Origin of the sequence: Streptomyces sp. 1114.5, assembly GCF_003635085.1 — a bacterium.
GTDB lineage: Bacteria > Actinomycetota > Actinomycetes > Streptomycetales > Streptomycetaceae > Kitasatospora.
This window is the reverse complement of the sequence record NZ_RBXE01000002.1, coordinates 60,709-83,048: the sequence shown is the minus strand read 5'-3', so window position 1 is coordinate 83,048 and position 22,340 is coordinate 60,709. Positions and strand designations below refer to the sequence as shown.

The window sequence follows — 22,340 nt, the reverse complement described above, 5'->3', positions numbered from 1 at the left end:
GTACCCCGGCACCCGCCTGCCCACGGGCCAGGAAGGAGGATCGTGATCAACGGTATCGACCGAGGTCAGCATCCCCTCTCCGGAGGTTCCACGCCCAGACGGGTACTGGACCTGGAGACCTGGACCGCCTCGGGGATCCCGTTGCTGCGCGACCCCCGCGAATTCGTCCCGGAACTGCACCAACGCCACCTGCCCCAGCCGGGCACGGTCGTGGTCGCCGTCCTGGACACGCTCCACCGCCTGGCCGCCTCGGCCTCCTTCGCCCCCTGGCCGCACGACACCGACGGCTGGCAGCACCGGAACGCCCTGCTGGCACACCTGCGCCGGATCATCCCGCACGACCTGCGGCTGCCCGAGCCGAGCCGCACCGCCGTCCTGCTGCGCTGCCGCGACGGCGCACCCGGGTGGACGGAGCAGGACGGCGCCTGGATGTGGGCACTGCGGGACGCCGCCGTGCTGCACGGGATGCGCTGCGGCGCGTACATCGGGCTCACCCCGGCGGGCTGGCAGGTCCTCGGGGACGGACGGAACGGGCGCAATCCGCATGCGGGTTCGTGGGCGGACGGGCCGGTGCACACCGTGACGGAGCTGCCGCCGCGCTCGGTGCTCGACGCCCCGCGCGGCCAGCGCGCCCGCCGGCAGGTGGTCGAGCAGCCGCCGCCCGGCGAGGGCGCACCGCGCTCGCCGCAGTCCGAGCCGCCGTGGATCCCGGCGCGGGTCGCCGCAGCCGAGCAGGCCCGCCGCACCGGCACGGGCTGAAGCCGGGCGCGCCACGCCGTGGCCCGACGCCGGGCGCCGGCCCCGCCGGAGGACGGACTGCGGGCCCGGCACCGTACGGCGCCGGGCCCGGAGCGGGACGGGTGTGGTCGGGCCCGGTCAGGCCCTGACCGGGCGTCCGGGCGCGGCGCCGGCCGCCCCCGTGGCCGCCGGGCCTGCGTCACCGCAGACCACCAGCAGCGCGGTCGCGTGGCCGAGCGCCTTGGTGTAGGCCTCGGCGGCCCGGGCGGCCGGTCCGCCGTTGACCACCAGGACGACCACCTCGCGCCGGACCGGGCGGGTCAGCGCGGCGTCGGCGTAGAACACGTCCCCGCCCTCGGCGAGTTGCGCCCAGTAGCGCTCCTCACCGAAGGACAGCTCGTGCTGCTGCCAGGGGTGCGCCCCGCCGACCGTCAGCACCAGGATCTGGCCCGGGTCGCGGCCGGAGTCGAGCAGCAGGTCGACGGCGTCGTCGGCGCGCCCGACCGCCTGGGCCGGGGTGGCGGCGATCCGCTGGACCTCCACCTGCGGTGCGGCGGGGGCCGGGCGGCGAACCGCCGGGCCGGGCTTGGGGATCCGCGGCGGCGGACCGGGACGGGCGGCGTGCGGAGGGGCCGGGCTCGGGGGCGCCGGGCGGGGGCCGGGCACCGGAGCCGGGGCGGCGACGGTGGTGGTGGGTGCGCTGGCGGGTGCGCCGCCGGTGGCGGGCACGTGGAGGGCTTGTGCGTCCGACTCGCGGGGGAAGGGAACGCCGGGGCCCGGGAGGCTCTCGTGAATCTCCGGCTCCTCGGGGAAGACAGGCATACCCGGATATCTATCAAATGCCGGTCGGACGCGCACGGGCGCCCCACCCATTGAGCACCGGACACCTGCCGCCCCCGCCCCGGCAATTCCAGACGGACCGTCAGAAACCGAGCGTCAACTGTTCGTCGGCGGACTCCCGGCCCTCGCCCACGAGCTCCCGAACGCGCTTGAGGTGGCGCCACTTCGGCAGGGCGTCCATGTACGCCCAGGAGAGCCGGTGGTGTCCGGTCGGGCCGTGCTCCTCCAGCGCTGCGCGGTGCACCGGGGACGGGTAGCCGGCGTTGTCGGCGAAGCCGTACTCCGGGCACCCCTCGCCCAGTTCGGCCATCAGGCCGTCGCGGTGGACCTTGGCGAGAACCGAGGCTGCGGAGACGCAGATGCAGGACTGGTCGCCCTTGATCACCGTGCGCACCCGCCAGGGGCCGCCGAGGTAGTCGTGCTTGCCGTCCAGGATCACCGCGTCGGGCTCCACCGGCAGCGCCTCCAGCGCGCGGCCGGCGGCCAGCCGCAGCGCCGCCGTCATGCCGAGTTCGTCGCACTCCTGCGGCGAGGCCTGCCCGATGGCGTACGCGGTGACCCAGTCGGCGAGGACCGGGGCGAGTGCGCGGCGGCGCAGTTCGGTCAGCAGCTTGGAGTCGGTCAGCCCCTCCGGCGCCTTGCGCAGACCGGTGACGGCCGCACCGACGGTGACCGGCCCGGCCCAGGCGCCGCGCCCGACCTCGTCCAGGCCGACGACGGTCCTGGCGCCGGCCCGGCGGAGCGAGCGTTCGACGGAGTGCGTCGGCGGGACGATGGGCATGGCGGATTCCGTTCAGCTGGGGCAGCCTCCAGCCTAAGCCCGGATCATCGGCCACAGGACCTCGCCCACCAGCCGGGTGGCGAAGTCCGGTCCCAGGTCCTGGAATCCGCGGATCTTGGCCTGGTAGAGCAGCATCGCCGGGATGACGTCGGCCACCAGCGGGGTGGCCGCGCCGGGCCGGACGTCGCCGCGTTCGGCTCCGCGGCGGAGGATCTCCAGGATGGTCGCCGTGGTCGGATCGATGACCCGGTCGTTGATGAAGCACTTGAAGACCTCGGCCCGCTCCTGGTCGATCTCGGCCATCAGCGCGTGGATCGCGGCGCCTGCCCGGGAGGCCAGTGCGGCCACGAACGCCTCGATGAGCTGCAGGAGTTCGTCGCGGGCGGACCCGAGGTCCGGGGTGTCGTAAGGGCGTGGAAGAGTGGCGTCCAGGGCGTCGATGACGAGTTCGTCCTTGGACGCCCAGCGCCGGTAGAGCGCGGCCTTCCCGGTCCGCGCCGCGCCGGCGACGCCTTCCATGGTCAGCCGCGCGTATCCGCCGGAGGTGAGCTGGTCGAGCGCGGCCTCGAAGATCGCGTTCTCCAGTTCCTTGCCACGGCGCCGTCCGGGTCGCGCCAGGGCCTGGTGGGCGGCCCGCACCGGGCAGAGGGCCGTCCCCGCGACCGATTCGACGCCCGTGGCATGCGAGGCGCCCGAAGGCCGCGGGGCACCCGGAATCCGCGCGGCGTCCGGGGCCCGCAAGGTGTCCGGGGCCCGCGCGGCGTCCGGTGAACTCCCGGGCGGGGGCGTCGCGTCCGCCGCCGGTCCGGCCGTCCGCCCGGACGACCGACCGGTCCGGTCCGCCACCAGGCGCCGTACCAACCGCTCCATCACCACCACCCTTAAGGAACGCTTGCGTTCACAATCACGACCAGGATATCGTCCCGATTAGTGAACGATCCCGTTCCTTCCCGGCCTGCGCAAGGCCGCGCAGCGCCACATCCGGACACCGGCGGTCCGCCGGGTCCACAGCACCGAGCACATGGCCAGCAGGGGGCACATTCGTGGCTATCTCCGACACGCTCAGCAAGAACGCACCACCGCAGGCCGGAAAGGGTCGGGGCAAGGGCATCACCCTGGCCGTCATCGCGGCCACCCAGCTCATGGTGGTCCTCGACGCGACGATCGTGAACATCGCGTTACCGCACATCAAGGACGCCCTGAACTTCTCGACCACCGACCTGTCGTGGGTCATCAACGCCTACACGCTGACTTTCGGCGGGCTCCTGCTGCTCGGCGGCCGCGCGGGCGACATCCTCGGCCGCCGCCGGGTGTTCATCTTCGGCACGCTGCTGTTCGGCCTGGCCTCGCTGCTCGGCGGCTTCGCGCAGGACAGCAGCCTGCTGCTGGCCGCCCGCGCGCTCCAGGGCATCGGTGGCGCGATCTGCTCCCCGACGGCCTTCGCCCTGATCGCCACCAACTTCGAGGAGGGGCCGGAACGCAACAAGGCGTTCGGCGTCTTCTCGGCGGTGGCCGGATCGGGTGCCGCGATCGGCCTGCTGGCCGGCGGTCTGCTCACCGAGTACCTGGACTGGCGCTGGGTGTTCTTCGTCAACGTGCCGATCGCGATCCTGATCGCCGTCGCCGCGCCGCGTTACATCGCGGAGTCCGAGCGCCACCCGGGCCGCTTCGACCTGCCCGGCGCACTCGCCTCGACCCTCGGCCTGGTCGGCCTGGTCTACGGGTTCATCCGGGCCGCCTCGGACGGCTGGTCGGACAGCATCACGCTCGGCTCCTTCGCGGCCGGCGCGATCCTGCTCGCCGCGTTCTTCGTGATCGAGAACCGCACCGACCAGCCGATCACCCCGCTGCACCTGTTCGCCAACCGCAACCGCACCGGTGGCCTGGTGATGATGCTCTGCCTGGCCGCGGCCATGTTCGGCATCTTCTTCTACGTGGTGCTGTTCGTGCAGGGCCCGCTCGGCTACAGCCCGCTGAAGGCCGGCGTGTCGTTCCTGCCGATCAGCGTCTCGATCATCATCGCCGCGCAGATCGCCTCCAACCTCCAGGCCAAGTACGGCCCGAAGCCGTTCATGGCGGGCGGCGCGCTGCTGGTCACCGTGGGCCTCACCTGGCTGACCCAGATGAGCGGGGACAGCGGCTACCTGGACGGAGTGCTCGGCCCCACGGTGGTGTTCGGCTTCGGCATGGGCCTGATCTTCGTCCCGGTGATGCTGCTCGCCGTCGCCGGCGTCCCGGGCGAGGAGACCGGCGCCGCCTCGGGCCTGCTCAACTCGATGCAGCAGATCGGCGGTTCGCTCGGCCTCTCGATCCTGACCACGGTCTTCGCGCACTACGCCACGGCCGAGGCCACCGCGCAGCTGCCCGGGTTCATGAAGAGCGCGACCCCGGACCAGCTGGCCTACCTCCAGCAGCACCACGAGTTCCCGCCGGGGACGGACGCCGCCAACTCCGTCCTCACCCAGGGCATTTCGCACGGCTTCATCGTGGGCGCCGCGCTCGCGGCGGTCGCCCTGCTGATCGCGGTCTTCGTGATCAAGGCCAAGGCCAGCGACCTGCCGAGCGGCGACTCCTCCGCCGTCGCGATGCACTGACACCGGAACGTCCGGGCGCCGGAACGTCCGGGCGCCGGAACGGCGGAGGCCTGTCCAACGCCACAACGCCCAGGGCCGGCCGGGAGCAGCACGCTCCCGGCCGGCCCTTTCGCCTTCCGGCACGCCCGCCTTCCGGCCCTGCCGCCTTCCAGCCCTGCCGCCTTCCGGCACGCCCGGCTACCAGCCCTCGTACCCCAGCCCCGCCCGGTCGCAGGGCCGGCGGCCGAACACCGGCGAGTCGACCGGCGGCCGCTCCGCCAGGATCTTCCGGGCCCGGGCGACCGAGGCGCCCGTCGCGTACCAGGGGTTCGCCTCCGCGCCCAGGTCCTGGCCGATCAGCTCCAGGGCGCAGCTGCGCTGCGGTTCGGGCAGCCGGTCCAGGGCGGGCACCGCGTCCGCCGAGAGGTCGCGGACGTTGCGCAGGTCGATCGCCGCTCCGTGCGGGTCGGTCCGCAGGGCCTGCTCGTACCGGCTGACGTTCTGCTCGGCGACGATCGCGTCCGGCCCCATCAGTCCGTACACCGCGACGGTGAGCATCCCGCTGAGGACGACGACGCGCGGCAGCCAGCCGGTGCGGCGGGTCAGCCCGGCGGTGATCAGCAGCAGGAAGACGACGCCGAGCCACACCTCGACCACGAGCACCCACAGCCGCAGCCGGGTGAGCCCGGAGGCGTCCACGTAGAACCACATCCGGCCGAGTGCCGAGGCGACCACGGCCAGCGCGAGCACGCAGAGCAGTCCGAGCAGGATCCGTGCCACCCGGTGGTCGGCGGCGGTGGTGCGCGGCGCCCAGCGCTTGGCGACCGCCACCACGACCAGGGTGAGCACGGTGATCACGCTCAACTGCCAGAAGCCTTGCCGGGCGTAGGCGGAGCGGCTCATCCCGGTGTTGCTCAGCACGGCGTCCGCGCCGCCGAGCACGACGACGGCCTGGAGCACCACGAAGACGCCGAACATCAGGTTGAGCGCGACCAGCGGCAACGCCCACTCCAGCCGCCGGCGCTCCCGGCCCGGCCGGATCACCGTCCGGTCCCAGCGGCGCGGGCCGGCCGCGATCCGTGCGAAGCCCAGCGCGGTGAGCGTCCCCAGCACGAACAGCAGCCCGCGTGCCGGGAGCTGGCCGAGGTCGAGGTCCGGGCTGAGCCCGCCCAGCAGGTCCGCCATGGCGGCGTCGGCGCTGGCGAACAGCAGGCCGAAGACGGTCAGCAGGGCGACGGCGACCGCGAGCGCCTTGAGCACCGGGACGATCCGGCCGCGGCCGGGCAGCGAGCGCCCTGCCATGCCGGTCCAGGCCCACCGCACGGCCGGCACCAGCTGCTCGGGCAGACCGGGCAGCGCAAGCAGGACGCCGGGCCAGCGACGGCCGCCGTGCAGGGCCAGTGAGGCCAGCCCGAGCGCCCCCAGGACGGCGAGCAGGGTGGGCCAGCCCGCTTCCCACCGGACCGGGACGGCGAGCAGGACGAGGGCGAGCACGCTCCAGACGACCGTCCAGGGCCGGATCCTACGGCCCGCCGCCCGGGCGGCGCAGCCGGCCCCGACGGCGGTGGCGGTGCCGCAGATCAGCAGGTTGGCGCCGAGTCCGTCGTACAGCAGCCAGGCCGTCAGCAGGCCGGTGAGCAGGGCGAGCAGGACGACCCGGGGCGTGGCACCGGCCCGGCGGTCGGGGGCGCTGAGGCGCAGCCAGGCGGTGACGGGGTTCGGGGGGACGGGCCCGCCGGGCGCCCGGTAGGGGGCGTACGGGCCGTACGGCCCGGAGGCCCCGTACGGCCCGTACGGTCCGGGCGGTCCGTACGACGGGCGCTCCGGCGCGGGGGGCGGATCGGCCGAGGCGGGCGTGGACAGGCCGGACATGAGTCCCCCTCAGTGGTCGGCGGGTATGCGGGGGACCGCCCTCACGGCGGTCCGCCGACGGGCGCGCTCGGCGCCGCCGCAGCCGACTGTAGACCATTCTGAACAGGTTCAAAAGTTGGTTCTGAACGCGTTCAGAATGGAATCCGGACACCCCGGCCCGCTACCCCTTCACCGACCCGGCCAGCAGCCCCCGCACGAAGTACCGCTGCAGGCTGAAGAAGACGATCAGCGGCACGACGATCGACAGGAACGCCCCGGCCGTCAGCAGCTCCCAGCGCCCGCCGAGCGAGCCGGACAGCTGCGCCAGCCGTACCGTCATCGGCGCCACCTCCGGTGTGCCGCCGGCGAAGGTCAGCGCCACCAGCAGGTCGTTCCACACCCACAGGAACTGGAAGATCGCGAACGAGGCCAGCGCCGGGGCGCTCAACGGCAGCACGATCGAGCGGAAGATCTTGAAGTGCGAGGCGCCGTCCACCACCGCCGCCTCCATCAGGTCCCGCGGCAGCTGGGCGATGAAGTTGTGCAGCAGGAACACCGCCAGCGGCATCGCGAACATGGTGTGCGCCAGCCAGACCGGCGCGTAGCTGCCCTTCAGGTCCACCGCCGGGACCAGCGTCAGCGAGCCCAGGTGCGCGCCGGAGGCGAACAGCCGCAGCAGCGGGATCAGCGCCATCTGCAGGGGGACCACCTGCAGCGCGAACACGGTGAAGAACACCGCGTCGCTCCCCCGGAACCGCACCCAGGCCAGCGCGTAGGCCGCCATCGCGGCGAGCACCAGCGGGAAGACGGTCGCCGGGATGCTGATCGCCAGCGAGTTGACCAGGAACGGCATCAGTCCGGTGGAGACGCCGGCGCCTCCCTCGAACAGCACCGAGTGGTAGTTGCCGAGGCCGAAGTCCGGGTGGAGGAAGGCGTTCCACCAGCCGCTGGCCGTCACGTCCTGCTTGGGCCGCAGCGAGGTCACCAGCAGGCCCAGCGTCGGGATCGTCCAGAGCACCGTCATCGCGATCACGAACACCGAGGCCAGCGGGCTGCCGAAGGCCCTGCGGACCGGACCGGGGGCCCCGGCCACCCCGACGGACGCCTCCGGGACGCGGGCCTTCGGGACGGACGCCTTCGGACCGGCCCCCTTCCGGACACGGGCCTTCGGGACACGGGCCTTCGGGTCGCGCTCCTTGCGCAGCGAGGTCACCGCACCTCACGCTCCTTCCGCAGCTGGACGATGTTGTAGGCCACCAGCGGCAGCACCGCGAGGAAGAGGATCACCGCGAGGGCGCTGCCCCGCCCGGCGTTGAACTGCACGAAGGACTGCGAGTACATCTCGTTGGCCAGCACCTGGGTGCCGAAGTTGCCGCCGGTCATGGTGCGGACGATGTCGAAGGCCTTGAGCGTGATGATCATGACGGTGGTCAGCACCACCATCACCGTGGTGCGGATCATCGGCACGGTGACGTACCAGAACAACCGCACCCCGCTCGCGCCGTCCAGCCGGGCCGCCTCCACGACCTCGTTCGGGATCGCCTTGATCGCCGCCGACAGCACCACCATCGCGAAGCCGGTCTGCACCCAGACCAGCACCGCCATCAGCAGGAAGGTGTTCAGCGGCTGCGAGAGCATCCAGTTCGGCGGGTCGTCCCAGCCCACCGCGACGGCGAGCTGGCTGAGCAGGCCGATCTGCGGCTGCCCCGGCCCGCGCGACTCGTAGACGAACTTGAAGATGATCGAGGCGCCGACCAGCGAGATCGCCATCGGCATGAAGATCAGCGACTTGTAGACCGCCTGCCCGCGCATCCGGTCCACCAGCAGCGCGAGCACCAGGCCCAGCCCGGTCGCCACCAGCGGCGCGACCACCAGCCACAGCAGGGTGTTCAGCAGCACCTTCTGCACCGAGTCGGTGGTGAGCGCCCAGCCGAAGTTCTCGCCGCCGACGAACCGGCTGCCGTCGTCGTTCTGCAGACTCAGGTAGACCGTGCGGACCAGCGGCACCACCAGGCCGACGGCCAGCAGCAGCACCGCCGGGCCGAGGAACACCGCGACCGCCAGCGGGCGGGCCAGCCGGCCCCGCGCCCGGCCGGCGACCAGGAAGACCACCAGCAGGATGCCGAGGAAACCGGCGACGGCGCCGAAGGTGTTGCCGAACTTGACGGCGGCATCACCCCAGGTTCCGGCCGCCAGTCTCGCGGTGGCCAGGGCGGCGGAGGAGGACGGGGATCCGGGTACGGACATGGCTGTACGTCCCTTCGGGTGCGGTGGGAAGGGGGCGGGCGGTGCGGGTGGGTGGCCCCGCACCGCCCTCGACAGGTGGTCCCGGTGACTCGCCGGCCCGGCGGACGGCGACCGGCGGCCAGCGGCCAGCGGCCAGCGGCCAGCGGCCAGCGGCCAGCGGCAACAGACGACCAGCAGTCGGCGACCGGCGACCGGCAGCCGGCGCCCAGCGGCCGGCGTCAGAAGCTACGACCGCCGACCGCCGACGCCTACTGCGGCCAGGCGGCGTCGATGTCGGCGGCGGTCTTCTGGATCGACTGCCCTTCGGCGAACCAGGCGGTCAGCGACTTCCACTCCTGCCCGGCCCCGATCGCGGCCGGCATCAGGTCGGAGCCGTCGAAGCGGAAGGTGGCCGCCGGGTCGGTCAGCGCCTCGGCCGACAGCTTGTCGATCGGGTCGGTGTACAGGCTCTTGTCCACGCCCTGGTTGGCCGAGACCCAGCCGCTCGCGGTCTTCACCCGGCTGCTCGCCCAGTCCGAGCTGGACAGGTAGTTCTGCACCGCCTGCACCTCGGGCCGGTCGGAGAAGGCGGCCAGGAACTCGCCGCCGCCCTCGACCGGGTTGGCGACCGACGGGTTCACCGCCGGCAGGTGGAAGGCGAACACGTCCCCGTCCGGACCGACCTTGGTGCCCTTGGGCCACTGCGCCTCGTAGAAGGAGGCCTGCTGCAGCATCAGGCACTTGCCGCCCAGGATCGGCGTGCCCGCGTCCTGGAAGGTGGTGGTGGCGATCGACTTCACGTCGCCGAAGCCCGCGTTCGTCCAGGCCGGGTTCTGCATCCAGTCGGCGACGGTCTTCATCGCCGTGGTGATCTTGGGGTCGGAGAACTTCACCTGATGGCCGACCCACTGGTCGTACACCTCACCGCCGTACGAGCCCAGCACCACCTCCTCCAGCCAGTCGGTGGCCGGCCAGCCGGTGGCCGTACCGGAGGCGATGCCGCCGCACCACGGCTTGGGGCCGCCCGCCTTGGCGATCCGGTCGCTGAGCGCCATCAGGTCCGCCCAGGTCTTCGGCACCTCGTAGCCGGCCGCCTTGAAGGCCTTCGGCGAGTACCAGACCAGCGACTTCATGTTGGCGCTCATCGGCGCCGCGTAGAAGGTTCCGTTGACCGAGCCGTAGGTCTTCCAGACCGGGCTCCACTTGTCCTGGTTGGCGACGGTCTGGGCGGGCGGCTTCGCCACCTTGCCGCTCTTCACCATCTGCGCCAGCAGGCCCGGCTGCGGGATGATCGCGAAGTCCGGCGCGTTGCCGCCGGTCACCCGGACCGGCAGCTGGGACTCGAAGTCGTTCGAACCCTCGTAACTGATCTTGATCCCGGTGCACTTGGCGAACTCGGCCCAGGACTTCTCCAGGTTGTCAGACTCCGGGCTCAGGATGGACGCGAACATCGTCACTGTCGTGCCCGAATGCCCGGCGTACGGCTGGTACTTGGCGCAGTCGCCGGACAGCGACTGAGCCGCGCCGCCTCCGCCGCCCCCCGAACCGCCGGAGCTGTTGGAGCAGGCCGCGGTCAGCGCCAGCGCCGCCAGCAGGGCGGGCACGGCGACCGCACGACGGCGGAAGGTACGGGAAGTCGATTGCGGCGCGGTCGGATTGGGGGTCAATGCGGTTCTCCTCGCCAGGGCGTGGCTGCCGACGGTGGCTGAACGACATTGCGCTGTACCGGAGATGGGCCCACAGGGGCACGGACGGAGGACGGCCGGACTGATCCAAGACGTTAACGCAGCAGCCCTCCTCCGCCAAGGTCCGCGTTCGACTTTCACCGGTCGGTGTCCCGACCGTGACCCACCACCAGGCGTTTCCCGGATCGCCGCCACCACAAGTCGAAGGCCCCGCCCGGTATATCCGAACAGGGCCTCCCCCTGGCACCGGGTCGGTAACCGTCAGAACAGCCGGATCGGCAGCTCCAGCAGACTGTTCACCACCAGCGACCCGCTCGACCGCAGCTCGGCGTCCGGCACCGCGAGCGACAGCTCCGGGAACCGCGCGAACAACGCCGGCAGCGCGACCCCCGCCTCCAGCCGGGCCAGCGGCGAACCCGGGCAGACGTGCGGGCCGTGCCCGAAGGACAGGTGGCGGCTCGGATCCCGGGTGACGTCGAACAGCTCCGCCGTCACCCCGTGCTGCAGCGGATCCCGGCCGATCGCGTTGTACGAGACCAGCACCGGCTCACCCGCCGGGATCACCACGTCGCCGACCGGGATCGGCTCGGCCGTGAAGCGGAACAGGAAGTTGCTGGTCGGCGGCGTCCAGCGGAGCGACTCCTCAACCACCGCCTCCCAGGACACCTTCCCCGAACGCACCAGCTCCAGCTGGTCCGGGTGCGCCAGCAGCGCCCGCACCGCGTTGCCGATCAGGTTCACCGTGGTCTCGTGACCCGCCGCGATGATCACCCGCAGGGTGGCCGCGGCCTCCGCGTCGGTCAGCGCCCCGCCCTCGGTGTCGGCCGCCAGCAGCGCGCTCGCCAGGTCCTCACCGGGGGCCGAACGGCGCTGCGCCACCAGCTCGTTGACGAAGGCGTTCAGCCCGGCGATGGTCGCCTGGATGCCCGCCGGGTCCGGCTTGACGCCGAAGAACCGCTCGTACAGGTCGCGCAGAACGGCGTGGTCCGACTCCGGAACGCCCAGCAGCGAGCAGATCACCGTCATCGGCAGCGGGAAGGCGAAGGCCGTCTTCAGGTCGACCACCGGCTCCCCCGCCGCCAGGGCGTCCAGCAGCGCGTGGGTGATCTCCTCGACCCGCGGACGCATCAGCTCCACCCGGCGCGGGGTGAAGGCCTGCGCGACCAGCGCCCGCAGCCGACGGTGCTCGGCGCCGTCCGTGGTCACCATGCTCGGTCCCGGCACCGCCAGGCCGATCAGCGGCCAGGTCTTCGGCACCTCACCGCGCTGGTACGCCCCCCAGTGCGCGGCGTCCTTCACCAGCCGGGCGTCCGTCAGCAGCTCGCGGGCGGCCCCGTGCCGGGTCACCGCCCAGGCGGCCACACCACCGGGCAGCTCGATCGGCACCACCGGGCCGGCGGCCCGCAGCAGGGCACCCTCGGCCGCGTTGTCGCGGGCCAGCGGGTCGAGGACGATCGGGGCCGGGGCAGCGGTCATCGACAACTCTCTTTCGGACGACGGATATCGACGCGGATCTGTAGCGCGACGCGGACCTGTAACGCGACGCGGGTCGGAGGACGGCGACGGATCAGACCGGGTGGCCCGGGGTGAACGAGACCGGCAGCGCCACCAGCCCCCGCACCCAGGCCGACGGCCGCCACACCAGCGCGTGCTCGGCCACCGCCAGCCGCAGGTCCGGCAGCCGGTCCAGCAGCACCTCGATCGCCGTGGTGGCGATCACCTCGGCCGCCTCCTGGGCCGGGAACGGGCAGCCGTGCTCGCCGTACGAGTAGCTCATGTGCGCCCGGTTGCCCTCGGCCGGACGGCCGTCGGGCTGGCGCACCGACGGGTCCGCGTTGGCCCCGGCGAAGCCCAGCAGCACCATGTCGCCCGCACCGATCCGCTGACCGCCCAGCTGGGTGTCCCGGACCGCCCAGCGCCCGGCGAAGATCTGCGTCGGGGTGTCCTCCCAGAGCGCCTCGTTCAGCGCCTGGCTGATGCTGCGCCGACCGCCCGCCAGCGAGGCGGCGAACCGCTCGTCGGTGAGCATCAGCCGCAGCGCGTTGGAGATCCAGTACGAGGACGGCTGGTGGCCGGCGATCAGCAGCACCCGCAGGTCGCGCATCACCTCGTCGTGGGTCAGCCCGGCCTCGTGCGCCAGCATCCGCGAGGCCACGTCGGCCCCCGGGTACTCGGCCTTCTCCTCCACCAGCGCGAGCATCAGCTCCAGCAGCCGCTGGGCGCCGGCCGGCGCGTCCGGGCCGCCGTCCAGCATGGCCAGCAGCGCCGTGATCAGCTGCGGCGCCTGCTCCTCGTCCAGGCCGAGCACCCGGCACAGCACCAGCAGCGGCATCCGGTGCGCGTACTCGGCGACCAGGTCGGCCTCGCCGCGCCCGGCGAACTCGTCGATCAGCCCGTCGGCGATCTCCTCCGCGTGCTTGCGCAGCTCGTACGGGTCGATCCCGGCCAGCGCGTCGGTGACCGCGCGGGAGCGCCGGACGTGCTCCTCGCCCTCGGCGTAGAGGATCGAGGGGACGGGCGCCATCATCGGCTTCAGCGGCCAGTCGGCGGGCAGCGTCTCCCAGGCGTGCCAGCGGCTGGAATCGCGGCCGAACAGCTGCGGCTGACCGGTCACCTGCTGCAGTTCGCGGTAGCCGATGACCAGCCAGGCGGGCACGCCGCCGGCCAGCTCGACCGGGGCGACCGGGCCGTGCGCGGCCCGCAGCTCGCGGTAGAGCTGGGCCGGGTCGGTCTGGAAGCGCGGCCCGTACAGCGGCGTGGCGCCGGCATGCGCCGGGCAGCCCGGGGGCGGGGTGGCGGCGGGCTCGGTCACGGGGTGCTCTCCTCGTACGCGGACTCGGACTCGGTCACGGCGTGCTCTCCTCGTACATGGACGGTGCGGCGGCGGCCGTCTCCGTGGACGGTGCCGCGGCGACCGGTTCCATCGCCGGTGCGGGGGCGGCCGGTTCCATCGCCGATTCGGCGGCGGCCAGTTCGGCCTCGGCGAGCTCGGTCAGGTGGTGGACCAGGTCGATCAGCACCCGCTTGCCGGACTCGCGGTCGCGCGCGTCGCAGTCCACCAGCGGCACCGAGTCCGGCAGGTCCAGCGCCTCGCGCACCTGCTCCAGGGTGTGCGTCGGCTCGCCGAAGTTGTTGCGGGCCACGATGAACGGGGTGCCGTGGTGCTCCAGCCGGTCGATCGCGTACCAGGACTCCTCCAGCCGCCGGGTGTCCACCAGGACGACCGCGCCCAGGGCGCCGCTGAACAGGCGGTCCCAGAGGAACCAGAAACGTTCCTGCCCGGGCGCACCGAACAGGTACAGCACCTGGCGCTCGGAGAGGGTGATCCGGCCGAAGTCGAAGGCGACCGTGGTGGAGCGCTTGCCCCAGGTGCCGGCCGGGTCGATGCCCTCCCCCGCCCGGGTCATCACCTCCTCGGTGTTCAGCGGGCGGATCTCGCTGACCGAGCCGACCAGGGTGGTCTTGCCCACGCCGAAGCCGCCGACCACGACGATCTTCAGCGCGTTGTCGGCGGTCGCCCGTAGCGGGGTGCGCTCGGCGGCGGGCCGGACGTCAGAGCCGTTGGAGGCCATGCAGCACCTGCTTCAGCGTGTCGAGGTCGGGCAGCCGGGCCTTGTTCGGCGCGAACCGGGGGTGGCGGGCGGTGACCGCCCCGGACTCCAGCAGGTCACCGAGCAGGATCTTCACCACCGAGACGGGCAGCGCCAGCTCCGCCGCCACCTCCACCACCGCGGTCGGGGCCTCGCACAGCCGCAGGATCCGGACGTGCTCCGACTGCATCCCGGGTGCCGGCTGCCGTTCGGCGACGATCAGGGTGACCAGGTCGAAGGCGTTCTCCGGGGACCGGCTGCGGCCCTTGGTGATGGTGTAGAGGCGGTCCGGGTCGTCGTCGCGGCCCGGCAGCACCGGCCCCGCGGTCATATCCCGGCGCTCTCTCGTGTGGCGGCCCCCTCGGCTTCGCCCTCCCCGCCCCGGGCCGGCGCGCTGAGGTGGACGCCGATCTGCTCGATCAGGCCGTGCATGTTGTGGCCGACCACGCCCACGTCCGCGTCGTCGTCCGTGACCACCGCCAGGTGGGCACCCTCGCCGGCCGCCACGATGCACAGGATGCCGCCGTGGAACTCGGTCATCGACTGGCGGACGCCGCCGCTTCCGTCGCCGAACTCGATCGAGGCGCCGTGGGCCAGGCTCTGCAGACCGGAGGCGATCGCGGCCAGCTGGTCGGCCTGGTCGGTGCCCAGCCCGGCGGTGTGGCAGAGCTTGAGGCCGTCGGCGGAGAGAACCAGGGCGTGCCGGGTGCCGGGGGTTGCCGCCAGCAGGTTTTCCAACAGCCAGTCGAGGTCGCGGTCGGTGGCGCTGCTCATGGGGAGTCCTTCTCGGTGACGGGGGAAGCGTCGGGCGTGGTGTCGGTGTCCGTGGTCGGCGCCCCGGCGGCGTGCTGCTCGGCCTCCGGGGGACGGGCGGCGGCCCGGCGGAACGCGCCGAACCGGGCGGCCGCGCTCACCGCGTCGCTGCGTACGGGCTTCGCTGCCGGGGCCGCCGCCGGGGCGGTGACGGCCAGCGTCTGCCCGCGACGGCGCTGCGGCAGGCCGCTGTCGGTCATCCGGGCGGGCGCGGGCGGCAGCTGGGCGGGTGCGGGCGGCAGCTGGGCTGGGACGGCAGGTGCCGCCGTGACGGCGGGCGCAGCGGGTGCCCCCGTGACGGCCGGCACGGCGGGTGCCTGGGGCGCCGGCGGCAGGGGAGTGCGCGCCGAACGTGCGGGCGCCGGGCGTGCGGAGCTCAGCGCGGGCGCCAAGGCGGAAGTCAGCGCGGGGCGCGCGGACTCCGCGGCCGGCGCCTGGGTCGAGACGGGCGCCGGAGCGGACTCCGGAGCCGGGTGCGAGACCAGCTGCTGCGGGATCAGCATCACCACCCCCGTACCACCGCGCGCCGACGGCCGGAAGGAGATCTGCAGCCCGTGCTTGCGGGCCAGCACGCCGACCACCGCGAGGCCCAGCCGGGTGCCGGCGGAGAGCGTGGTGAGGTCCAGCGGCTCGGCGGAGACGGCCCGTTCGGCCCGGCGCAGCCAGCTCTCGCCCAGGCCCAGGCCGCTGTCCTCGACGGTGACCGCCAGCCCGGCCGGCACCTCCTCGACGTAGACGTGCACCTCGGCCGGTGGGGCGGAGAAGTTGGTGGCGTTGTCCAGCAGCTCGGCCAGCGCGTGCATGATGCCCTCGGCCGCGAACCCGGCCACCGCGGCCGTGCTGGCGTTGTGCAGCCGCACCCGCTGGTAGGCGCCGATCCGGCCGAGCGCGCCGCGCAGCACCGACTCCACCGCGATCGGCTTGGCCCAGCGGCGGCCCGAACGGGCGCCGGTGAGCACCGCGATGCTGTCGGCCATCCGGCCCGCCTGGGCGGTCGAGTGGTCCAGGCGCAGCAGGTCGCCCAGGACCTCCTCGTCATGCCGGTGCTGCATCTCGCGCAGCTCGGCGTGCATGCTCGTGGCCAGCGCCTGCACGCGCCCGGCGGCGGTCGCGCAGACGGCGAGCGCGGCGGCCCGCAGCCGCTCGCCCCGACCGATCTCCTCGCCGACGGCGCGCAGCAGCGCGTACTGGGGGTGCTTGCGGTAGGCGGCCAGCGCACTGTCCACGGCCGCGCCGCCCCGCAGCTTCTTCACCACCTCGGGCAGGACGCCCTCGGCGATCCCGTCCAGCTCGGCCCGCTCGGCCTCGGCCTGCGCCCGGCCCGCCTCCGCCTCGGCCCGCTCGGCGTCCCACTCGGCCCGCAGCCGGGCCAGCTCGGTGTGCATGGCCGCGACCTCCGCCTCCGCGCGGGCACGCTCCGCACGGGCCGCGTCCCGCTCGGTCTGCGCGGCGCCGACCAGCTCCCTAGCCGCCGCCTCGGCCTGCCGGGCGGAGCCGACGGCGACCAGCGCGGTCATCGTCTCCTGGTGCTGCGCGGCCAGGTCCTCGGCCAGTGCGCGGGAGCGCTCGGCGCCGAGCGCCGCCAGGCCGACGGCGATCAGCCAGAGCACCGTCACGGCGCCCACCGCGAGGGCGGTCAGCGGCTGGTGCGCGCCCAGGGCCCGGGTGACGCCGACGGGTGCGGCGGCCAGCGCCAGCAGGACGGCGGCCGCCGTCAGGGCGACGGTGCGCGGCTCGGGCCGTCGGCGCGGCCGGCCGTCGGGGCTGGGGGCTTCTCTCATCGGTGCGGTCCTCGGCAACGTCGGCGGGCGGCGGGTCGACGACGGTCGCGACCGCCGACAGCTGGTCGGGCGCAGATACGAGACCGCCCGGTGACGTTGCGAAAACGTCTCCGGGCGGCTGATCGGTTCACGCTTATGCGCCGATCATATCGATTCAGACATTGGCCTCAAGTGGCCAGTTGACGGGCAGTCTCCTTCACCCACGTCCCGTACGTCGATTCCTCCACGTCCCGTGCACCGATTCATGCACGTCCCGTCCACCGATCGGTGACGCAACCGCCGCACGACCGAGTGGCCCGGTTCACAGCCGGGCTCAGCCCGGCTTCCGCTCGACCGCCGCCCGGACGGCCTTCGGGTCCAGCCCGTGGTCGGCGACCACCCGCGCCCTCTGGTTGACACTCGCGCAGGTGTCAACCCCGGTTGACAATCTCGGGGGTCAGTGGCCGCCGAACCGCCGTTCCAGCGCCTCCTCGAAGGTCCCCCGCCCCACCGCCCGCTCCGGCGTCAGGTTCCCGCCGGCGCGCAGACCCCGCCCCACGGCCCCCGGCACCCGCACCGGCAGCAGCACCCGCCGCCTGCCCGCCGCCCGCAGGTACGCCTCGGCCAGCTCCCGGTACGACCGCACCTGCGGCCCGCCCACCTCGGGCGCGAACCCGGCGGGCTCCTCCCCCGCCAGATCCGCCACCGCCACCGCCACTTCCCGGACATCCACCGGCTGGAACCGCGCCCCGCCGACCACCGGGAACACCGGCAGCTTCACCGAGGCGTCGAAGAACCTCAGCAGCAGGTCGTGGAACTGCGTGGCCCGCAGCACCGTCCACCCCAGCCCCGACTCCCGCACCACCCGCTCACAGGCCAGCTTCGTCCGGTAGTACGCGAGCGGCACCCGGTCGATCCCCACGATCGACACGTACACCAGGTGCCGCACGCCCGCCCCGCGAGCCCGCGCCACCAGCGTCCGGACCGCCGCCACGTCCGCCTTCCGCTGCGTGGTCGCGCAGTCCACCACCACCTCGACCCCGGCCATCGCCTCCGCGATCCCGGCCCCGCTCACCAGGTCCCCGACCACCCACTCGACCCCGTCGCCCCCGCCCCGCGCCCGCCGGCTCAGGGCCCGCACCGCCACCCCGCGCGCCACCAGCAGCCGCACCACCTCCCGTCCCAAGGTCCCCGTCGCCCCGGTCACCAGCACCGTCCCGTCCACCACACCACTCCTCTCGTCGACTGCCTTGTCCTCCTTACGGACCGACCACCGCCCCGATCCGTGACATCGGCAGCCCCCGGGAACGCCGAAAGCGGGGCGAGGACCGTGAAGTCCTCGCCCCGCTTCAGGAGTTCACCTCAGGGGGTGAACACCGGGCTGGTCAGCTGCAGCCGCTGGTGGAGCCGCAGCCCTCGCAGAGGTAGCAGCTGCCGGCGCGGCGCATCTTGGTGCCGCAGGAGAAGCAGAGCGGCGCGTCGGCGTTGAGGCCGAGCTGGATCTCCATCAGCTCCGTGGAGTTGTGGGCCTGCTTCGGGGCCGCCTTGGGCGCCTCGACGGCCGGGGCCGGGGTGGCGGCGACCACCGGGGTCACCGGCGCCACCGGGGCGGACTGGGCGAGCGACTCGGTGTCGAGCTCGTCGGCGTCCAGCGGCTCGTAGGAGCCGGTCTCCAGGTGACGCTGGCGCTCCTCGACGGAGTGGATGCCGAGCGCCGAGCGGGTCTCGAAGGGCAGGAAGTCCAGCGCCAGGCGGCGGAAGATGTAGTCGACGATCGACTGGGCCATCCGCACGTCCGGGTCGTCGGTCAGGCCGGCCGGCTCGAAGCGCATGTTGGTGAACTTCGAGACGTACGTCTCCAGCGGGACGCCGTACTGCAGGCCGACCGAGACGGCGATGGAGAAGGCGTCCATCATGCCCGCGAGGGTCGAGCCCTGCTTGGACATCTTGAGGAAGACCTCGCCGAGGCCGTCGTCCGGGTAGGAGTTGGCGGTCATGTAGCCCTCGGCGCCACCGACCGTGAAGGAGGTGGTGATGCCCGGGCGGCCCTTGGGGAGGCGCTTGCGGACGGGGCGGTACTCGACCACCTTCTCGACCGCGGCAGGAGCCTGCGCCGTCTCGGCCTTGTCCTCGGAGTCCTTCTTCTTCGCCGAGAGCGGCTGGCCGACCTTGCAGTTGTCGCGGTAGATCGCGAGCGCCTTGACGCCCATCTTCCACGCCTCGAAGTAGATCTCCTCGATCTCCTCGACCGTGGCACTCTCGGGCATGTTCACCGTCTTGGAGATGGCGCCGGAGATCCACGGCTGGATCGCGGCCATCATCCGCACGTGGCCCATGGCCGAAATGACGCGCTCGCCCATCGCGCAGTCGAACACCTCGTAGTGCTCGGCCTTCAGGCCCGGCGCGTCGACGACGTTGCCGTGCTCGGCGATGTGGGCGACGATCGCCTCGATCTGCTCGTCCTGGTAGCCGAGGCGCTTGAGCGCCCGCGGGACGGTGCCGTTGACGATCTGCATCGAGCCGCCGCCGACGAGCTTCTTGAACTTGACCAGGGCCAGGTCGGGCTCGACGCCGGTGGTGTCGCAGTCCATCATCAGGCCGATGGTGCCGGTCGGGGCGAGCACCGAGGCCTGGGCGTTGCGGAAACCGTTCTGCGCACCGAGGCGCACCACGTCCTGCCAGGTCCGGTTGGCGGCCAGCCAGACCGGGGCGTCCAGTTCGTCCACCGAGACGGCGTCGAGCGAGGCGTCCGCGTGCTGCTTCATGACCTGCTGGTGGGCGGTCGCGTTGCGGGCGTAGCCGTCGTACGGGCCGACGACACCGGCGAGTTCGGCGCCGCGGCGGTAGGCGGTGCCGGTCATCAGCGAGGTGATGGCGCCGGCCAGGGCGCGGCCGCCCTCGCTGTCGTAGGCGTGGCCGGTGGCCATCAGCAGGGCGCCGAGGTTGGCGTAGCCGATGCCGAGTTGGCGGTAGGCGCGGGTGGTCTCGCCGATCTTCTCGGTCGGGAAGTCGGCGAAGCAGATGGAGATGTCCATCGCGGTGATGACCAGCTCGACGACCTTGGCGAAGCGCTCGGCGTCGAAGCTGTCGTCGTCGCGCAGGAACTTCATCAGGTTGAGCGAGGCGAGGTTGCAGCTGGAGTTGTCCAGGTGCATGTACTCGGAGCAGGGGTTGGACGCGTTGATGCGGCCGGACTCCGGGCAGGTGTGCCAGTGGTTGATGGTGGAGTCGTACTGGATTCCGGGGTCGGCGCAGGCCCAGGCGGCCTCGGCCATCTTGCGGAACAGCTTCTTGGCGTCGACGGTCTCGATGACCTCGCCGGTCATCCGGGCGCGCAGGCCGAATTCGGTGCCGTTCTCGACGGCGGTCATGAATTCGTCGGAGACGCGGACCGAGTTGTTGGCGTTCTGGTACTGGACGGAGGTGATGTCGTCCCCGCCGAGGTCCATGTCGAAGCCGGCGTCGCGCAGGGCGCGGATCTTCTCCTCCTCCTTCACCTTGGTCTCGATGAAGGCCTCGACGTCCGGGTGGTCGACGTCGAGCACGACCATCTTGGCCGCGCGGCGGGTGGCGCCACCGGACTTGATGGTGCCGGCCGAGGCGTCGGCGCCGCGCATGAAGGAGACCGGGCCGGAGGCGTTGCCGCCGGAGGAGAGCAGTTCCTTGGAGGAGCGGATGCGGGAGAGGTTGAGGCCGGCGCCGGAGCCGCCCTTGAAGATCATGCCCTCTTCCTTGTACCAGTCGAGGATCGACTCCATGGAGTCGTCGACGGACAGGATGAAGCAGGCGCTGACCTGCTGGGGCTGCTTGGTGCCGACGTTGAACCAGACCGGCGAGTTGAAGCTGAACACCTGGTGGAGGAGGGCGTGGGTCAGCTCGTGCTCGAAGATCTCGGCGTCGTCCTTGGAGGCGAAGTAGCCGTGCTTCTCGCCGGCGGCGCGGTACGTGAGCACCACGCGGTCGATGATCTGCTTGAGGCTCCACTCGCGCTGCGGGCTGCCGACCGCGCCGCGGAAGTACTTGGACGTGACGATGTTGACGGCGTTGACCGACCAGAAGTCCGGGAACTCGACGCCGCGCTGCTCGAAGTTGATCGAGCCGTCGCGCCAGTTGGTCATGACGACGTCGCGCCGCTCCCAGCGGACCGCGTCGTACGGGTGCACGCCAGGAGTGGTGTGGATGCGCTCCATCCGGAGACCGCCCTTGGGGGCCTTGGCGCCCTTGGCCGCCTTCTCGGACTTCGACCCGCGTGCGGAACCGCTCGTGGTGTCTGTCACTTCTCGCTCCTCCTCCTGGGCAAACGCCCGGAGTGCCCTGAAAAGTCCGGGCACTGCTGGTTCGTTCTTCCGGTGTGCGGGCAGGCGGAGACCCTGCCTGTTCTCGCACGGTTTGTAGTGTTCTGCGCCCCGTTTCCGGGCGCGCGGGGGCCCCGCGGGGCCGTCGTGGTGCGGCTGGGCCCGCCTGGGGCCTGGTGCCGGCGCCTCCTAGGGCGCGGCGGCGGCGACGGAGACGCAGGCGTCGTCCGTCTCCGGGGTGAGAGGCTGCTCGGCGCGCAGTTGCGCGATGGCGGCCTCGAAGTCTTCCAGTCCGTCGTAGGCCTGGTACACGCTGGCGAAGCGCAGGTAGGCGACCACGTCGAGTTCCTTGAGCGGGCCGAGTATGGCCAGCCCGACGTCGTGGGTGGTCAGCTCGGCGTTGCCGCTGGCGCGCACGCACTCCTCGACCCGCTGGCCGAGCTGGGCCAGCGCGTCCTCGGTGACCGGGCGGCCCTGGCAGGCCTTGCGGACGCCGGTGATGACCTTCTGCCGGGAGAACGGCTCGGTGACGCCGCTGCGCTTGATGACCATCAGCGCCGCCGTCTCCACCGTGGTGAAGCGGCGACCGCAGTCCGGGCACTGCCGACGACGGCGGATGCAGCTGCCGTCCTCGGTGGTCCGGCTGTCGACAACGCGGCTGTCGGAGTGCCGGCAGAAGGGGCAGTGCACCTCGGGATCCCTCCCTGGCAGAACGTGCGGACCAGTCGAGTCTATGCGATGTGCCCCCGGCCTCGGCAAGCTGATCATGCGAGGCGACCACTAGTACTGGGCACGGAGAGGACTCTAGCCACTACATCTAGGTCTCTGGGGGAAGCGGCACCCCTGGCGTGTCGGCGCCGATTAGACTGCCGGAGTCGCGTTCGAGTCGAACATTTACTCGATGTACAACAAAGCCTTGATCGAGTCAGCCAACTCCCGAATAATTCACTCGAACGTGTGTTTGGCGCAACCTTTCGATAGGAGGTGCGTTGGGCTGGAAAAGGGAGAGGACAGCCGTCGAGAGGGGCCGCCGTGAACACGATCGAAAGCAACACCATCCCGGTGCAGGAACACGCCCAGTTCAAGCTCGGGCAGCGCACCAACAATCAGCAGGGTGTGGACATCAGCATGGACCGCAGCGAAGACCACCGTCTCCCCGGTACGGCCCTTTCCGGCGCGAACCGGGTG

The 22,340-nt window shown here is 72.5% G+C and carries 18 protein-coding genes; 2 read left to right on the top strand and 16 right to left on the bottom strand.

Annotated features, from left to right (window positions below):
* Positions 1-105 precede the first annotated feature (105 nt).
* Positions 106-759, top strand: coding sequence for a hypothetical protein (locus BX285_RS23835; RefSeq protein ID WP_398901533.1), 654 nt, complete (start codon positions 106-108; stop codon positions 757-759).
* Positions 760-876: 117 nt separating this feature from the next.
* On the opposite strand, the gene BX285_RS23830 is transcribed toward BX285_RS23835, so the two are convergent.
* From BX285_RS23830 to BX285_RS23820, 3 genes are all read right to left on the bottom strand, one after another.
* Entirely contained in the window at positions 877-1,560 is a 684-nt protein-coding gene (locus tag BX285_RS23830) for a hypothetical protein (protein WP_097236016.1), read from the bottom strand.
* Between the two features lie 100 nt (positions 1,561-1,660).
* Complete coding sequence (locus BX285_RS23825; protein WP_097236017.1) at positions 1,661-2,359, bottom strand: ribonuclease HII; 699 nt, start codon at positions 2,357-2,359, stop codon at positions 1,661-1,663.
* 33 nt (positions 2,360-2,392) lie between these two features.
* Positions 2,393-2,998 carry a TetR/AcrR family transcriptional regulator gene (locus BX285_RS23820; protein ID WP_183107206.1) on the bottom strand — a complete coding sequence of 202 codons (606 nt, stop codon included), beginning with the start codon at positions 2,996-2,998 and terminating at the stop codon, positions 2,393-2,395.
* 404 nt (positions 2,999-3,402) lie between these two features.
* On the opposite strand from BX285_RS23820, the gene BX285_RS23815 reads away from it, so the two are divergent.
* Positions 3,403-4,953, top strand: a complete 1,551-nt coding sequence (locus BX285_RS23815; RefSeq protein ID WP_398901035.1) for an MFS transporter — start codon at positions 3,403-3,405, stop codon at positions 4,951-4,953.
* Positions 4,954-5,130: 177 nt separating this feature from the next.
* Here BX285_RS23815 and BX285_RS23810 read toward each other — a convergent pair whose 3' ends face one another.
* The 13 genes from BX285_RS23810 to nrdR all read right to left on the bottom strand — a co-directional run bounded on the left by BX285_RS23810 (position 5,131) and on the right by nrdR (position 21,842).
* Entirely contained in the window at positions 5,131-6,804 is a 1,674-nt protein-coding gene (locus BX285_RS23810; RefSeq protein ID WP_121177956.1) for a DUF4153 domain-containing protein, read from the bottom strand.
* Between the two features lie 160 nt (positions 6,805-6,964).
* Complete coding sequence (locus BX285_RS23805) at positions 6,965-7,996, bottom strand: carbohydrate ABC transporter permease (RefSeq protein ID WP_257032390.1); 1,032 nt, start codon at positions 7,994-7,996, stop codon at positions 6,965-6,967.
* The gene (locus BX285_RS23800) at positions 7,993-9,030 is read right to left on the bottom strand and encodes a carbohydrate ABC transporter permease (protein ID WP_121177954.1); all 1,038 of its coding nucleotides are present in this window, start codon (positions 9,028-9,030) and stop codon (positions 7,993-7,995) included. The genes BX285_RS23805 and BX285_RS23800 overlap by 4 nt, the downstream gene beginning before the upstream one ends.
* Positions 9,031-9,278: 248 nt before the next feature.
* A complete protein-coding gene (locus BX285_RS23795) occupies positions 9,279-10,676 on the bottom strand; it encodes an ABC transporter substrate-binding protein (RefSeq protein WP_097236020.1) in 1,398 nt (465 codons plus the stop codon).
* A 279-nt stretch (positions 10,677-10,955) separates the two neighbouring features.
* Positions 10,956-12,170: a cytochrome P450 gene (locus BX285_RS23790; protein WP_097236021.1), complete on the bottom strand. Its 1,215-nt coding sequence runs from the start codon at positions 12,168-12,170 to the stop codon at positions 10,956-10,958.
* A gap of 91 nt (positions 12,171-12,261) precedes the next feature.
* Positions 12,262-13,506: a cytochrome P450 gene (locus BX285_RS23785; RefSeq protein ID WP_097236022.1), complete on the bottom strand. Its 1,245-nt coding sequence runs from the start codon at positions 13,504-13,506 to the stop codon at positions 12,262-12,264.
* Positions 13,507-13,540: 34 nt separating this feature from the next.
* A complete protein-coding gene (locus BX285_RS23780; protein ID WP_097236023.1) occupies positions 13,541-14,266 on the bottom strand; it encodes an ATP/GTP-binding protein in 726 nt (241 codons plus the stop codon).
* Complete coding sequence (locus tag BX285_RS23775) at positions 14,247-14,615, bottom strand: DUF742 domain-containing protein (protein WP_097236024.1); 369 nt, start codon at positions 14,613-14,615, stop codon at positions 14,247-14,249. Before BX285_RS23775 ends, BX285_RS23780 begins: the two co-directional genes overlap by 20 nt.
* Positions 14,612-15,058, bottom strand: a complete 447-nt coding sequence (locus BX285_RS23770) for a roadblock/LC7 domain-containing protein (RefSeq protein WP_097236025.1) — start codon at positions 15,056-15,058, stop codon at positions 14,612-14,614. Before BX285_RS23770 ends, BX285_RS23775 begins: the two co-directional genes overlap by 4 nt.
* Positions 15,055-16,878: an ATP-binding protein gene (locus BX285_RS23765; RefSeq protein WP_259470754.1), complete on the bottom strand. Its 1,824-nt coding sequence runs from the start codon at positions 16,876-16,878 to the stop codon at positions 15,055-15,057. Before BX285_RS23765 ends, BX285_RS23770 begins: the two co-directional genes overlap by 4 nt.
* A 436-nt stretch (positions 16,879-17,314) precedes the next feature.
* Positions 17,315-18,082, bottom strand: coding sequence for an SDR family oxidoreductase (locus BX285_RS23760; protein ID WP_121178978.1), 768 nt, complete (start codon positions 18,080-18,082; stop codon positions 17,315-17,317).
* A 160-nt stretch (positions 18,083-18,242) separates the two neighbouring features.
* Complete coding sequence (locus tag BX285_RS23755; RefSeq protein WP_121177951.1) at positions 18,243-21,134, bottom strand: vitamin B12-dependent ribonucleotide reductase; 2,892 nt, start codon at positions 21,132-21,134, stop codon at positions 18,243-18,245.
* 207 nt (positions 21,135-21,341) lie between these two features.
* Positions 21,342-21,842: a transcriptional regulator NrdR gene (gene nrdR / locus BX285_RS23750; RefSeq protein WP_097236028.1), complete on the bottom strand. Its 501-nt coding sequence runs from the start codon at positions 21,840-21,842 to the stop codon at positions 21,342-21,344.
* Positions 21,843-22,340 lie beyond the last annotated feature (498 nt).